The 13,876-nt window shown below is 44.5% G+C and carries 24 protein-coding genes; all 24 read left to right on the top strand.

The features are described from left to right. The first annotated feature begins 283 nt into the window (after positions 1-283). The 24 genes from VK080_RS07290 to rpsE all read left to right on the top strand — a co-directional run bounded on the left by VK080_RS07290 (position 284) and on the right by rpsE (position 13,868). The gene (locus VK080_RS07290) at positions 284-535 is read left to right on the top strand and encodes a 50S ribosomal protein L7ae-like protein (protein ID WP_324224109.1); all 252 of its coding nucleotides are present in this window, start codon (positions 284-286) and stop codon (positions 533-535) included. A gap of 139 nt (positions 536-674) precedes the next feature. Continuing rightward, entirely contained in the window at positions 675-1,094 is a 420-nt protein-coding gene (gene rpsL / locus VK080_RS07285; protein ID WP_324224108.1) for a 30S ribosomal protein S12, read from the top strand. 39 nt (positions 1,095-1,133) lie between these two features. Further along, a complete protein-coding gene (gene rpsG, locus VK080_RS07280; protein WP_324224107.1) occupies positions 1,134-1,604 on the top strand; it encodes a 30S ribosomal protein S7 in 471 nt (156 codons plus the stop codon). Positions 1,605-1,645: 41 nt separating this feature from the next. Then, positions 1,646-3,724 carry an elongation factor G gene (gene fusA / locus VK080_RS07275; RefSeq protein WP_324224106.1) on the top strand — a complete coding sequence of 693 codons (2,079 nt, stop codon included), beginning with the start codon at positions 1,646-1,648 and terminating at the stop codon, positions 3,722-3,724. A gap of 121 nt (positions 3,725-3,845) precedes the next feature. Beyond that, complete coding sequence (tuf, locus tag VK080_RS07270) at positions 3,846-5,036, top strand: elongation factor Tu (RefSeq protein ID WP_324224105.1); 1,191 nt, start codon at positions 3,846-3,848, stop codon at positions 5,034-5,036. A 347-nt stretch (positions 5,037-5,383) separates the two neighbouring features. Next, positions 5,384-5,692, top strand: a complete 309-nt coding sequence (gene rpsJ / locus VK080_RS07265; RefSeq protein WP_176448903.1) for a 30S ribosomal protein S10 — start codon at positions 5,384-5,386, stop codon at positions 5,690-5,692. A 29-nt stretch (positions 5,693-5,721) separates the two neighbouring features. Next, entirely contained in the window at positions 5,722-6,351 is a 630-nt protein-coding gene (gene rplC / locus VK080_RS07260) for a 50S ribosomal protein L3 (protein WP_324224104.1), read from the top strand. Between the two features lie 26 nt (positions 6,352-6,377). Beyond that, complete coding sequence (gene rplD, locus VK080_RS07255) at positions 6,378-7,004, top strand: 50S ribosomal protein L4 (protein ID WP_324224103.1); 627 nt, start codon at positions 6,378-6,380, stop codon at positions 7,002-7,004. Further along, entirely contained in the window at positions 7,001-7,288 is a 288-nt protein-coding gene (gene rplW, locus VK080_RS07250; protein WP_324224102.1) for a 50S ribosomal protein L23, read from the top strand. The genes rplD and rplW overlap by 4 nt, the downstream gene beginning before the upstream one ends. A gap of 28 nt (positions 7,289-7,316) precedes the next feature. Then, complete coding sequence (gene rplB / locus VK080_RS07245) at positions 7,317-8,147, top strand: 50S ribosomal protein L2 (RefSeq protein WP_324224101.1); 831 nt, start codon at positions 7,317-7,319, stop codon at positions 8,145-8,147. Between the two features lie 57 nt (positions 8,148-8,204). Further along, positions 8,205-8,483 (top strand): 30S ribosomal protein S19, encoded by a 279-nt coding sequence (gene rpsS, locus VK080_RS07240; RefSeq protein WP_324224100.1) that lies wholly within the window; start codon positions 8,205-8,207, stop codon positions 8,481-8,483. An 18-nt stretch (positions 8,484-8,501) separates the two neighbouring features. Next, entirely contained in the window at positions 8,502-8,843 is a 342-nt protein-coding gene (gene rplV, locus VK080_RS07235) for a 50S ribosomal protein L22 (RefSeq protein ID WP_324224099.1), read from the top strand. 3 nt (positions 8,844-8,846) lie between these two features. After that, positions 8,847-9,488, top strand: coding sequence for a 30S ribosomal protein S3 (rpsC, locus tag VK080_RS07230; RefSeq protein ID WP_324224098.1), 642 nt, complete (start codon positions 8,847-8,849; stop codon positions 9,486-9,488). An 18-nt stretch (positions 9,489-9,506) separates the two neighbouring features. Continuing rightward, on the top strand, positions 9,507-9,941 hold the full coding sequence (rplP, locus tag VK080_RS07225) for a 50S ribosomal protein L16 (protein ID WP_324224097.1): 435 nt from the start codon (positions 9,507-9,509) through the stop codon (positions 9,939-9,941). Beyond that, entirely contained in the window at positions 9,931-10,131 is a 201-nt protein-coding gene (gene rpmC, locus VK080_RS07220; protein WP_324224096.1) for a 50S ribosomal protein L29, read from the top strand. The genes rplP and rpmC overlap by 11 nt, the downstream gene beginning before the upstream one ends. Positions 10,132-10,154: 23 nt before the next feature. Further along, positions 10,155-10,418 (top strand): 30S ribosomal protein S17, encoded by a 264-nt coding sequence (gene rpsQ, locus VK080_RS07215; protein WP_324224095.1) that lies wholly within the window; start codon positions 10,155-10,157, stop codon positions 10,416-10,418. A 43-nt stretch (positions 10,419-10,461) separates the two neighbouring features. Then, complete coding sequence (gene rplN, locus VK080_RS07210; protein WP_324224094.1) at positions 10,462-10,830, top strand: 50S ribosomal protein L14; 369 nt, start codon at positions 10,462-10,464, stop codon at positions 10,828-10,830. 37 nt (positions 10,831-10,867) lie between these two features. Beyond that, complete coding sequence (rplX, locus tag VK080_RS07205; protein ID WP_324224093.1) at positions 10,868-11,179, top strand: 50S ribosomal protein L24; 312 nt, start codon at positions 10,868-10,870, stop codon at positions 11,177-11,179. 27 nt (positions 11,180-11,206) lie between these two features. Beyond that, positions 11,207-11,746 (top strand): 50S ribosomal protein L5, encoded by a 540-nt coding sequence (gene rplE / locus VK080_RS07200; RefSeq protein ID WP_324224092.1) that lies wholly within the window; start codon positions 11,207-11,209, stop codon positions 11,744-11,746. A gap of 16 nt (positions 11,747-11,762) precedes the next feature. Further along, entirely contained in the window at positions 11,763-11,948 is a 186-nt protein-coding gene (locus VK080_RS07195; RefSeq protein WP_324224091.1) for a type Z 30S ribosomal protein S14, read from the top strand. Positions 11,949-11,978: 30 nt separating this feature from the next. After that, complete coding sequence (gene rpsH / locus VK080_RS07190) at positions 11,979-12,377, top strand: 30S ribosomal protein S8 (protein ID WP_324224090.1); 399 nt, start codon at positions 11,979-11,981, stop codon at positions 12,375-12,377. Between the two features lie 31 nt (positions 12,378-12,408). Then, positions 12,409-12,945: a 50S ribosomal protein L6 gene (rplF, locus tag VK080_RS07185; RefSeq protein ID WP_324224089.1), complete on the top strand. Its 537-nt coding sequence runs from the start codon at positions 12,409-12,411 to the stop codon at positions 12,943-12,945. 32 nt (positions 12,946-12,977) lie between these two features. Beyond that, positions 12,978-13,340: a 50S ribosomal protein L18 gene (gene rplR / locus VK080_RS07180; protein ID WP_324224088.1), complete on the top strand. Its 363-nt coding sequence runs from the start codon at positions 12,978-12,980 to the stop codon at positions 13,338-13,340. A 24-nt stretch (positions 13,341-13,364) separates the two neighbouring features. Beyond that, the gene (rpsE, locus tag VK080_RS07175) at positions 13,365-13,868 is read left to right on the top strand and encodes a 30S ribosomal protein S5 (protein ID WP_324224087.1); all 504 of its coding nucleotides are present in this window, start codon (positions 13,365-13,367) and stop codon (positions 13,866-13,868) included. The last annotated feature ends 8 nt before the right edge of the window (positions 13,869-13,876 follow it).

The following is a 13,876-nucleotide window of genomic DNA, read 5'->3' as shown; positions in this document are numbered from 1 at the left end:
AGCGGAAGCACCCAAAAATCAACTAAAAGTGCGTGTTCAAAAAGGCGGATAACAAGGACCAAGAAGTTCGAGGCGGCACCGTTTCGAGCAGCAGGCTTCTCGCGTGTGTGAGTTCTGCGTTGGCGACTGTCGTTGACGGTTTTAGCAGAAGGTCCTCTATTCGATGTGTCATTGTTACCGGACTTTTTGAACATCCTCTGAAATATCGTTGACAATACCCATCAGGCATGGTAATATATCCAGGGTGCTTCCGATTATACTTGTTACTTTGGAGGATATGCGGATGTCTTATGAAAAAGTGACCCAGTTTCGATCAAAATTGATAATCGGAACGAAACAAACACTTAAAGCAATCAAACGTGGTGCTGTAAGTGAAGTGTTTATTGCTGACGATGCCGACCGGCGGATCACACAGCAGGTGGAACGTTTGGCTCAGGAGAGAAGTGTTCCTTGCCATCGTGTAGATTCCATGCAAAAGCTTGGAGCTGCTTGCGGTATTGATGTCGGTGCATCAGCTGTTGCAGTAAAACAATAAAGGTTTTGGCGATTATCTCGCGAAACTTTGTTTTTTTGCGAAAAAATGAACCACCTGGATATGTGGAATTACAAAAGCTGCAATGGGTGGCTATCCGTGTATCAAATTATTTTATGAAATTAGAGAGGAGGAAGATGGCATGCCTACAATTAATCAACTGGTACGCAAAGGTCGTGTGAATAAACCTAAAAAGTATGACTCACCTGCACTGAATAGAGGCTATAACAGCTTTAAAAAACAATTCACGGCTCAAAATGCACCACAAAAACGTGGCGTTTGCACACGTGTTGGCACATTGACACCTAAGAAGCCGAACTCTGCACTGCGGAAGTATGCACGTGTTCGTTTGTCAAACAACATGGAAGTGACGGCATACATTCCCGGAATTGGACACAATCTGCAGGAACACAGTGTTGTGCTGCTTCGTGGCGGCCGTGTAAAAGACCTGCCAGGTGTTCGTTATCATATTGTGCGCGGTGCGCTTGACACTGCAGGTGTTGAGGGTCGTGCACAAGGCCGGTCAAAATATGGCACTAAAAAACCAAAAGGTAAAAAATAATATAGTTGTGTGACAGATTCAGGGAAAGGAGGGGGACACATGCCACGTAAAGGACCAGTACCTAAACGCGATGTTCTGCCGGATCCGCTTTACAATTCAAAATTGGTGACGCGCTTAATCAATCAGATCATGATTGACGGTAAACGGGGAAAAGCACAAAAAATCCTCTATAACGCATTTGAACTTGTTAAAGAACGAAGCGGCCAGGAACCAATGGAGGTTTTTGAACAAGCGATGAAAAATGTTATGCCAGTTCTGGAAGTCCGCGCACGCCGAGTAGGTGGCTCGAACTACCAGGTGCCGATGGAAGTGCGTCCAGAGCGCCGTCAGGCATTAGGTTTGCGCTACATTGTCAACTATGCACGTCTCCGTGGAGAAAAAACAATGGAAGAGCGCCTTGCCAATGAAGTTCTGGATGCTTCGAACAACACTGGGGCATCGGTTAGAAGACGCGAAGAATTACACAAAATGGCAGAGGCAAATAAAGCTTTTGCCCACTATCGCTGGTAATTAAAGCGAAATAAAGCTTTCAAGAGAAAGGAGAAGAATACATGGCCAGAGAGTTCTCCTTGGAAAAGACGCGTAATATTGGTATTATGGCACACATTGATGCAGGTAAAACCACTACTACTGAGCGTATTCTTTTCTATACAGGACGTATTCACAAAATTGGTGAAACCCATGAAGGTGCATCCCAGATGGACTGGATGGAGCAGGAACAAGACCGTGGTATCACGATCACATCTGCTGCCACCACTGCCCAATGGAAAAATCACCGTATAAACATTATTGATACACCGGGACACGTGGATTTCACAGTTGAAGTTGAACGTTCTTTGCGTGTCCTTGACGGTGCGGTGACAGTTCTGGATGCTCAATCAGGCGTGGAGCCACAGACAGAAACTGTATGGCGTCAGGCGACAACATATGGTGTACCAAGGATCGTCTTCGTTAACAAGATGGATAAAGTTGGTGCAGACTTCCTGTATGCAACCAATACATTGAAGGAACGCCTGGGTGCCAACGCGCATGCCGTTCAACTGCCAATCGGTGCTGAAGATAATTTTGAAGGTATTATTGACCTGATCACGATGCAGGCATATTATTACGAGGATGAATTGGGAACACGTGCGGAGGCTCGTGAAATTCCTGATGAATATAAGGAAAAAGCTGAAGAATTACGTGGCGAATTAATCGAAGCTGTAGCGGAAGTTGATGAAGACCTCATGATGCAATATCTTGAAGGTGAAGAGATTTCCAATGAAGACCTTAAAAAAGCAATCCGCACAGCAACATTGAATGTTGAATTTTATCCTGTATACTGTGGTTCAGCATTTAAAAACAAAGGTGTTCAATTAGTATTGGACGGTGTTATCGACTATCTTCCAGCTCCAACAGACGTACCACCGATTGAAGGGTTCGTCCCAGGTACGGAAGAAGAGACAACACGTCCGTCTGATGATAACGCACCTTTCTCAGCACTTGCATTTAAGGTGATGACAGATCCGTACGTCGGTAAACTGACATTTTTCCGAGTTTACTCAGGTACATTGGATTCCGGGTCATATGTTCGGAACTCTGTTAAAGATAAGCGTGAACGTGTGGGACGTATCCTGCAGATGCACGCCAACTCCCGGCAGGAAATTAAAACAGTTTATGCCGGTGAGATTGCAGCGGGTGTAGGTCTTAAGGACACATCAACAGGGGATACGCTTTGTGATGAAAAGGATCTTGTCGTTCTTGAATCCATGGATTTCCCTGAGCCGGTTATATCGGTTGCCATTGAGCCTAAAACAAAGGCCGACCAGGATAAGATGGCTGTTGCATTGGGTAAACTCGCAGAAGAAGACCCTACATTTAAGACGGAAACAGATGAAGAAACCGGTCAGACGATTATCTCTGGTATGGGTGAATTGCATCTGGATGTTATCGTTAACCGCCTAAAAACTGAATTTAAAGTTGAAGCACAGGTTGGTGCACCACAAGTAGCCTACCGTGAAACCTTCCGCGAATCTGCAGAGGTTGAAGGGAAATTCATTCGTCAATCCGGTGGCCGTGGACAGTATGGACATGTTTGGGTTAAATTTGAACCAAATGATGAAGGTGCAGGCTATGAATTCGAAAATAAAATCGTCGGTGGTGTTGTACCGCGTGAATACATCCCATCCGTTGATGCAGGTATTCAAGAGTCCATGGAAAATGGCGTGTTAGCAGGTTACCCGCTTATTGATGTTAAGGCAACGCTGTTTGACGGAAGCTACCATGATGTTGACTCGAACGAAATGGCCTTCAAAATTGCCGGATCAATGGCGCTCAGAGAAGCTAAAGCTAAATGCAAGCCAGTTTTGCTTGAACCAATGATGAAAGTCGAAATTGTTGTTCCTGAAGAGTACATGGGTGATATTATGGGTGATGTAACCTCACGCCGCGGACGTGTGGAAGGAATGGAACCACGCGGGCCTGCACAAGTTGTGAGAGCTTTTGTACCGTTGGCTGAAATGTTCGGCTACGCAACATCATTAAGATCCAACACCCAAGGACGCGGAACATTCACGATGCACTTTGATCACTATGAAGAAGTGCCTAAGAGCATCTCTGAAGAAATTATTAAGAAAAATGCAGGCGAATAATTGATTTTTTGCTTAATCTAACGTATAACTTTTATTGAAGGCTAAGGATAAGCCTTGACGGTTTATCCGCGGCTGTCAATAAATAAAAAATTCATTTATTTATTTAAAGGAGGAACTATACATGTCTAAAGAAAAATTTGACCGCTCGAAAAGTCACGTAAATATTGGTACAATCGGACACGTTGACCATGGTAAAACGACTTTAACTGCCGCTATCACGACGACATTGCATAAAAAATCCGGTAAGGGTACTGCAATGGCATATGACCAAATTGACGTTGCTCCGGAAGAAAAAGAACGTGGCATTACAATCGCAACTTCACACGTTGAGTATGAAACTGACACGCGTCACTATGCGCACGTTGACTGCCCCGGACACGCTGACTATGTTAAAAACATGATCACCGGTGCGGCACAAATGGATGGTGCTATTCTGGTAGTATCCGCTGCTGACGGTCCAATGCCGCAAACACGTGAACACATCCTGCTTTCAAAAAACGTTGGTGTTCCGGCAATTGTTGTCTTCCTTAACAAAGTTGACATGGTTGACGACGAAGAACTTCTGGAACTCGTTGAAATGGAAGTTCGTGACCTATTGACTGAATATGACTTCCCTGGAGACGACATTCCAGTTGTTAAAGGTTCAGCTCTGAAAGCACTTGAAGGTGACTCAGAATATGAAGAAAAAATCTATGAATTGATGGATGCAATCGATGAATACATTCCAACTCCTGAGCGCGACCATGACAAGCCATTCATGATGCCTGTTGAGGACGTATTCTCCATTACAGGCCGTGGTACGGTTGCAACAGGCCGTGTTGAGCGCGGAACAGTAAAAGTTGGTGACGAAGTTGAAATTGTCGGCCTTGCTGAAGACTTGAGCAAAACGACTGTTACAGGTGTGGAAATGTTCCGTAAGTTGCTTGACTATGCTGAAGCAGGTGACAATATTGGTGCATTGCTTCGCGGTGTTTCCCGTGATGAAATCAACCGTGGTCAAGTGTTGGCAAAGCCAGGTTCAATTACACCACATACAAAATTTAAAGCAGAAGTTTATGTATTGTCTAAAGACGAAGGCGGACGCCACACACCATTCTTTGCTAACTACCGTCCGCAGTTCTACTTCCGTACGACCGACGTAACAGGCGTTATCACACTTCCAGAAGGTGTCGAAATGGTTATGCCTGGTGACAACGTTGAAATGGAAGTTGAACTGATTTCACCAATCGCCATTGAAGATGGTACCCGCTTCTCCATCCGTGAAGGCGGCCGTACTGTTGGATCAGGCGTTGTAACAAACATTCAGGAATAAAAAAGATTTTCCAAACAATTTACCGGATCCGGATTTCAAACAGGCAGCACACAAATGCTGCCTGTTTTCCTTTTTCATCTATAAAGAACCATTAAATTTACGGTAAAAAATTGCTTACATCCCTTGCAATCATGGGAAAGAGTTTGTATAATACATAGATGTGCAATCTATTAATTATATACTCAAAGGTTGCATTGGACATGTATCTTTTGTACACTGTTAATGTTGGCCAAAAAAGCGATGAAGTGAAAGGTTGTTGATACACCCGGCCCCTTTGCCATGGCGGTGTCATCAAGAAATTTTCATGGAGCAGCTTCATTTAAAATGAGCGAAAAGGAGGGAAAATAATGGCAAAAGAAAAGATCAGAATTCGGTTAAAAGCGTATGATCATCGCATTTTAGACCAGTCATCCGAAAAAATTGTAGATACAGCAAAACGTTCCGGCGCTAATGTTTCCGGACCAATACCATTGCCTACAGAAAAATCTGTTTACACGGTATTGCGTGCGACACACAAATTTAAAGATGCCCGTGAACAGTTTGAAATGCGTACTCATAAACGTTTAATCGACATTGTGAATCCAACACCGCAAACAGTCGACTCACTAATGCGTCTTGACTTGCCGTCCGGTGTTGATATTGAGATCAAATTATAAACGATTGATTATTATAGGAGGTGTAACGGATGACGAAAGGAATCTTAGGTCGCAAAATCGGCATGACACAACTCTTTTCAGAAGAGGGTGAACTGACGCCGGTAACTGTCATTCAAGCTGAGCCTAACGTCGTTTTGCAGAAAAGAACAGCAGAGAACGATGGCTACGAAGCAGTGCAGCTCGGTTTTGCCGATAAAAAGGAATCACGTTCAAACAAAGCGGAAAAAGGTCATGCTGAAAAAGCAAACACAACCCCTAAGCGCTACGTTCGTGAAATCCGTAACGCAAACCCTGATGAATATGAAGTTGGTCAGGAAATTGGTGTTGATACTTTTGAGGTCGGTGACAAAATTGATGTAACAGGCACGACGAAAGGGAAAGGTTTCCAAGGGGCCATCAAACGTCATGGCCAGCGGCGTGGACCGGAAACACACGGCTCACACTATCACAGAGGACCTGGTACATTGGGTGATATTAACTCAATGCACGTTTTCAAAGGTAAAAAACTGCCTGGTCAAATGGGCGGTAAACAGGTTACCATCCAAAACCTTGAAGTCGTTAAAGTTGATACAGAACGCAATTTGCTTTTAATCAAAGGAAATATTCCTGGTGCAAAAAAATCATTCGTGAAAATAACGAGTGCAGTAAAGGCTAATTAATCATACACACGAAGGGAGGATATGTCATGCCTAAAGTAGCACTATTAAAACAAGACGGATCTCAAGCCGGAGACGTAGAATTGAATGACGCAGTTTTCGGTATTGAGCCTAATACACATGTATTGCATGAAGCTGTTCTGATGCAGCGTGCGTCAACGCGTCAGGGTACTCATGATGTGAAAAACCGTTCAGAAGTAAGAGGCGGAGGACGCAAACCATGGCGCCAAAAAGGCACAGGCCGTGCCCGTCAAGGTTCCATCCGTGCACCGCAATGGGTAGGCGGCGGAACTGCTTTTGGCCCGACACCACGCAGCTACAGTTATAAGCTGCCAAAAAAGGTTCGTCGTTTAGCGTTGAAATCTGCTTTCTCTTCTAAAGTGGAAGAAGATAATCTCGTTGTTTTGGAAGACATTGCAATCGATGCTCCAAAAACAAAAGAAGTTGTTAAAATGCTTAATGCATTGAATGTTGATACAAAAGCCCTGATTGTAACAGCTGATAAAGATGAAAATGTCACCCGTTCAGCCAACAATCTTCCAAATGCGCATGTGCTGACACTGGACGAAGTGAATGTGTTAGACTTGATGACGCATGACAAGCTGATCATCACCAAGGATGCAGCTGAAAAAGCAGGGGAGGTGCTTGCACAATGAAAGACCCACGTGATATTATAAAGCGCCCCGTCATTACAGAACATTCTGCCGATCTGATGGCGGAAAAGAAATATACGTTTGAAGTAAATCCAAAGGCGAATAAGACAGAAATCAAAGACGCTGTCGAACTTGTCTTTGACGTCAGAGTGGAACGCGTCAACACCATGAATCTCAAAGGTAAATTCAAGCGGATGGGCCGTTACGGCGGTTTTCGTCCAAATCGTAAAAAAGCGATTGTGCAGCTTTCTGAGGACAGTAAAGAACTCGACTTCTTTGAAGGCTAATTAATTAGAATGTGAAGGAGGGAAAACGATGGCGATCAAAAAATTTCAACCAACGTCAAACGGTAAACGTAATATGTCAGCATCAGATTTTGCGGAAATTACAACAGATCAACCGGAAAAATCCTTGTTGAGCCCACTGTATAAACGTGGCGGACGTAACAACCAAGGTAGAATGACAGTTCGTCATCAAGGCGGCGGCCATAAGCGTCAATACCGCATTATTGACTTTAAACGCGACAAAGATGGCATACCCGGACGCGTTGCTACGATCGAATATGATCCAAACCGTTCAGCCAATATTGCATTAATCCATTATGCCGACGGAGAAAAACGTTATATTCTAGCTCCTAAAGGCTTGAAAACAGGCCAACAGATTGTAGCGGGCGAAAACGCCGACATCAAGCTGGGAAACGCATTGAAACTAAAAGATATCCCTGTGGGTACAATTGTTCATAATGTAGAACTGAAGCCAGGACGCGGCGGTCAGCTGGTACGTTCAGCCGGTGCCGATGCACAGGTTCTTGGTCGTGAAGGCAAATACTCACTTGTACGTCTGGCATCAGGTGAAGTTCGCTTAATACTATCGGAATGCCGTGCTACTATCGGGCAAGTCGGCAACCTCGAGAATGAACTGGTCCGTGTAGGTAAAGCAGGACGCTCACGCTGGTTAGGCAAACGCCCTGCAGTCCGCGGTTCTGTTATGAACCCTGACGATCACCCTCATGGTGGTGGTGAAGGACGTTCTCCTATCGGTCTTAAATCACCTGTATCACCTTGGGGTCAGCCGACAATCGGTTATAAGACGCGTCAGCGCAATAAGCCATCAGATAAGTATATTGTTCGCGAGCGTAAAAAATAAGCGTATACATCGACGGATGATAAAAACCGTCGTTCAATTGCGAAAGGAGGTTTATCCATGGGTCGCAGTTTAAAAAAAGGACCTTTTGCAGATGACCATCTCATGAAAAAAGTTGAGAGTTTGAATGAATCCAATAAAAAGCAAGTTATTAAAACCTGGTCACGCCGTTCGACGATTTTCCCTGATTTTGTCGGGCATACGATTGCTGTTTATGATGGGCGTAAACACGTTCCAGTCTATGTAACAGAAGATATGGTCGGCCATAAATTGGGTGAATTCGCCCCAACTCGTACGTTTAAAGGGCATGCCGGTGATGACAGGAAAACAAAACGCTAATGAGAGGAGGCACTCTACATGCAAGCAAAAGCCGTAGCCAAATCTGTTCGTATCGCTCCTCGTAAAGTTCGTGTAGTCATAGATTTGATTCGAGGAAAAGAAGTCGGTGAAGCAATTGCCATTCTGCGTCATACTCAGCGTGGTGCTTCACCGGTTGTCGAAAAGGTTTTGAATTCTGCTGTTGCGAATGCCGAACACAACTATGAAATGGAACCGGACAATCTGATCATTTCCGAAGCATTTGTCGATGAAGGTGTGACATTGAAACGTTTCCGTCCAAGAGCACAAGGACGTGCAAGCCAAATCAATAAACGTACCAGCCACGTGACCATCGTGGTATCAGAAAAAGAGGAGGGATAGTCAGTGGGTCAAAAAGTAAATCCTAACGGTCTTCGTGTCGGCGTCATCCGTGACTGGGAATCGAAATGGTATGCCGGCAATGACTATGCAGACTTATTGCATGAAGATATTAAAATCAGAGAATACCTGGAAAACCGTCTGAAAACAGCGGCTGTTTCACAAATTGATATTGAACGTGCGGCCAACCGTGTCAATATTACGATCCATACCGGCAAACCGGGAATGGTGATCGGAAAAGGCGGCTCCGAAGTTGAAGCACTGAGAAAATCATTAAACAGTCTGACAGGCAAACGGGTTCACATCAATATTGTAGAAATCAAAAAAGTAGACTTGGATGCAACATTGGTTGCTGAAAACATTGCCCGTCAATTGGAAAATCGTATTTCGTTCCGCCGTGCGCAAAAACAATCGATCCAACGTGTTATGCGCGCAGGCGCAAAAGGAATCAGAACGCAAGTTTCCGGACGTTTGGGCGGTGCTGACATTGCCCGTAAGGAACATTACAGTGAAGGAACCGTTCCGTTGCACACACTGCGTGCTGACATTGACTTCGGTACAGCAGAAGCAGACACCACTTACGGTAAATTGGGTGTCAAAGTGTGGATTTATCGCGGCGAAGTCCTTCCAACGAAAAATGAAAATTAAGGAAGGGGGACATGCATTATGTTAATGCCTAAACGTGTGAAATATCGTAAAGAACACCGCGGCCGTATGAAAGGCCAAGCAAAAGGCGGCACGACCGTAGCTTTTGGTGAATATGGTCTGCAAGCTGTTGAACCAACTTGGATTACAAGCCGCCAAATTGAAGCGGCACGTATTGCCATGACACGCTACATGAAACGTGGCGGTAAAGTTTGGATTAAAATATTTCCTGACAAACCATATACTGCAAAACCCCTTGAAGTCCGTATGGGTTCCGGCAAAGGTGCCCCGGAAGGCTGGGTAGCAGTTGTCAAACCAGGAAAAATCATGTTTGAAATCGCAGGTGTACCGGAAGAAGTGGCACGAGAAGCGTTACGGCTTGCTTCCCATAAACTGCCGATTAAGACCAAATTCGTTAAACGTGAAGATATTGGTGGTGAACCAAATGAAAGCTAATGAGATTAGAGATTTAACCACTGCCGAAATTGAACAAAAAGTCAAATCGTTAAAGGAAGAACTATTCAATCTACGCTTTCAATTAGCAACCGGCCAATTGGAAAACACTGCACGGATTAGTGAAGTGAAAAAATCCATTGCCCGGATGAAAACGGTCGTACGCGAACGTGAACTAAGTGTCAATAATTAACCTGAGAGGAGGTTAACACCAAAATGAGTGAACGCAACAATCGTAAAGTGTACACAGGGCGTGTTGTATCGGATAAAATGGATAAGACCATCACGGTAGTAGTTGAGACGTATAAGTTTCACAAGCTGTATGGCAAGCGTGTCAAATACTCCAAGAAATTTAAGACGCATGATGAAAATAACCAGGCTAAAGTTGGCGACGTTGTAAAAATCATGGAAACACGTCCGCTATCAGCTACTAAGCGTTTCCGTCTGGTTGAAATCGTTGAAGAAGCGGTCATCATATAATTAAAGTTCGCTCGGAAGTTATCCGAAGGGAGGTCTCAACCGTATGATTCAGCAAGAAACGAATTTAAAAATTGCAGATAACTCTGGCGCTCGTGAAGTAAAAGCGATCAAAGTATTAGGCGGATCCGGACGCAAGACCGCCAATATCGGTGATGTTGTTGTTTGTACCGTTAAACATGCAACACCGGGAGGCGTTGTCAAAAAAGGTGACGTCGTGAAAGCTGTTATTGTTCGTTCGAAATCCGGTGTACGCCGTAATGACGGATCTTATATTCGTTTTGATGAAAATGCTGCCGTCATTGTCCGTGATGATAAAGGTCCACGAGGAACGCGTATTTTTGGGCCGGTTGCACGTGAATTACGGGATGCCAAATTCATGAAAATCGTATCTCTAGCACCGGAAGTTTTATAAAGAGTATGAAAAGCCTTGTCAAGGAGGTGCGCAGAATATGCATGTCAAAAAAGGTGACAAAGTGAAAGTAATAGCCGGTAAAGACCGCGGTAAAGAGGGAACAATTCTGGAAGTTTATCCAAAGAAAGAACGTGTATTAGTCGAAGGCATCAATATGATTAAAAAACACGCCAAGCCTTCACAGGATAACCCACAAGGCGGCATTCTGAACCAGGAAGCGGCCATTCATGTTTCCAACGTCATGCCGATCGATCCAAAATCCGGTGAACCAACGCGTGTCGGTTATGAGGATCGTGATGGCAAGAAAGTCCGTATTGCTAAAAAATCCGGAGAAGCAATCGATAAATAGTACGCAGGCGAAAGGAGGGCGCTCGTGATGAATGAATTGAAACAACAATATCGGGATGAGATACTGCCATCTTTGATGAATAAATTTAACTATGATTCTGTCATGCAAGTACCGAACATTGAAAAAATCGTCATTAATATGGGTGTCGGCGATGCCGTACAAAACTCAAAGGCACTGGACAATGCAGTTGAGGAGCTCGCATTGATTTCCGGACAAAAGCCAGTGGTTACCCGCGCCAAAAAATCCATTGCCGGATTCCGTCTGCGCGAGGGAATGCCTATTGGAGCGAAAGTGACACTTAGAGGCGATCGCATGTATGAGTTTTTGCAAAAGCTTATCGCCGTAGCACTTCCACGTGTGCGTGACTTCCGCGGTATTTCCAAAAAAGCGTTTGATGGCCGCGGCAACTACACATTAGGCATTAAGGAACAACTGATTTTCCCGGAAATCAACTACGATAAGGTAAGTAAAGTGCGTGGTATGGATATTGTTATCGTAACCACTTCTAACACCGATGAAGAAGCACGTGAATTATTGACTCAACTTGGCATGCCTTTCCAGAAATAAACAAGGAGGGAATATTTTGGCTAAAAAATCAATGATTGCGAAACAAAAGAAACCGCAAAAGTTTAAAGTGCGTGAATATACACGGTGCCAACGCTGTGGCCGTCCACATTCCGTCATCCGCAAATTTAAACTGTGCCGTATTTGTTTCCGTGAATTGGCCTATAAAGGTCAAATTCCCGGCGTTAAAAAAGCAAGCTGGTAAAACCCGATTCGGGAAGGAGGTAATGTAGTAATGGTTATGACAGACCCAATTGCAGATATGCTGACACGTATACGAAATGCCAACATGGTACGTCATGAAAAATTAGAGCTTCCGGCTTCCAAATTAAAAAGGGAAATCGCTGATATCCTGAAACGTGAAGGATTTGTACGTGATTATGAATTCATTGAAGATAACAAACAGGGTATTCTGCGTATATTCCTGAAATATGGTGCGAATGACGAACGGGTCATCACTGGCCTCAAACGCATCAGTAAGCCTGGGTTGCGTGTTTATGCAAAGGCAGAAGAAGTGCCTCGGGTACTCAATGGTTTAGGTATCGCGATCGTATCAACATCAAATGGCGTACTTTCCGACAAAGAAGCACGGAAACAGGCTGTTGGCGGGGAAGTACTGGCATACGTTTGGTAATTCATATTTTTTAAGACAGGAGGTGTACGGAATGTCCCGTATCGGACTGAAACCAGTTGAAATTCCAGAGGGTGTAGACGTAAAACTTGATGGAAATAACGTAACCGTAAAAGGTCCAAAAGGTGAACTGACCAGGAACGTTCATCCTGACATGAAAATTGTGATTGAAGACAATGTGCTGACTGTTGAACGTCCAACTGAAAGCAAGAAGCATCGGTCATTGCACGGAACAACACGCAGCTTAATTGCCAACATGATTGAAGGTGTTCATAAAGGCTTCGAGAAATCACTTGAAATCACGGGGGTTGGGTATCGAGCCCAAAAGCAAGGCAACAAAGTAGTTGTCAACGCCGGCTACTCACACCCGGTTGAAATTGAACCAATCGATGGCATCGAGATCGACGTTCCGCAAAATACAAAGGTGACTGTCAAAGGAATTGATAAAGAATTGGTTGGCGGCGTCGCAGCGAATATCCGGGCAATCAGACCACCGGAACCGTATAAAGGAAAAGGGATTCGCTATGAAGGCGAACAAGTACGCCTTAAAGAAGGTAAAACAGCTAAGTAAGTCTAGCTAGGGAGCAGAAAGGAGTGGCCTGAATGATCACAAAACCTGACAAAAATGATCTGCGCAAAAACAGACATGCACGTGTTCGCAAGAGTGTATTTGGGACACCGGAACGCCCGCGTCTGAATGTATATCGTTCAAATAAACACATCTATGCACAGTTAATCGATGATACTACCGGCACGACAGTGGCAAGTGCTTCCACCAATGATAATGAATTGAGCCTGGAAGCAACCGGCAATGTGGAAGCAGCTGAACAAGTCGGTACACTGGTTGCAAAACGCGCTCAGGATAAAGGTTATAAATCCGTTATATTTGATCGTGGAGGATACCTTTATCATGGACGTGTCAAAGCATTGGCAGACGCCGCTCGCGAGGCTGGTCTGGAATTTTAATCGAGAAATAAAGGAGGGACATGAATGGTTTCAAGTATTGATCCAAGCAAATTAGATCTTGAAGAACGCGTTGTTGCAATTAACCGCGTTGCGAAAGTTGTAAAGGGCGGACGGAATTTCCGTTTTGCCGCATTGGTTGTCGTTGGCGATAAAAATGGTCATGTAGGTTTTGGGACTGGAAAGGCTAAAGAGGTACCGGAAGCTATTAAAAAAGCAGTCGACGATGCGAAGAAGAACCTGATTGAGGTACCAATGGTTGGAACAACAATTCCACATGAGATCCATGGACAGTATGGTTCAGGGAATGTATTGATGAAACCAGCTGCAGAAGGTACGGGTGTTATCTCCGGCGGGCCTGTACGTGCTATCCTAGAGCTAGCAGGTGTTGGCGATATCCTGACAAAATCACTCGGTTCCAATACACCAATCAACATGATCCGCGCAACATTAAATGGACTGACAAATTTGAAGACCGCAGAAAATGTGGCTAAACTACGCGGCAAATCTGTCGAAGAACTGTTAGGATAAGGAGGGAA

This window comes from Lentibacillus sp. (genome assembly GCF_035301925.1).
GTDB lineage: Bacteria > Bacillota > Bacilli > Bacillales > Amphibacillaceae > Lentibacillus.
This window is presented reverse-complemented; position numbering and strand designations above follow the sequence as displayed.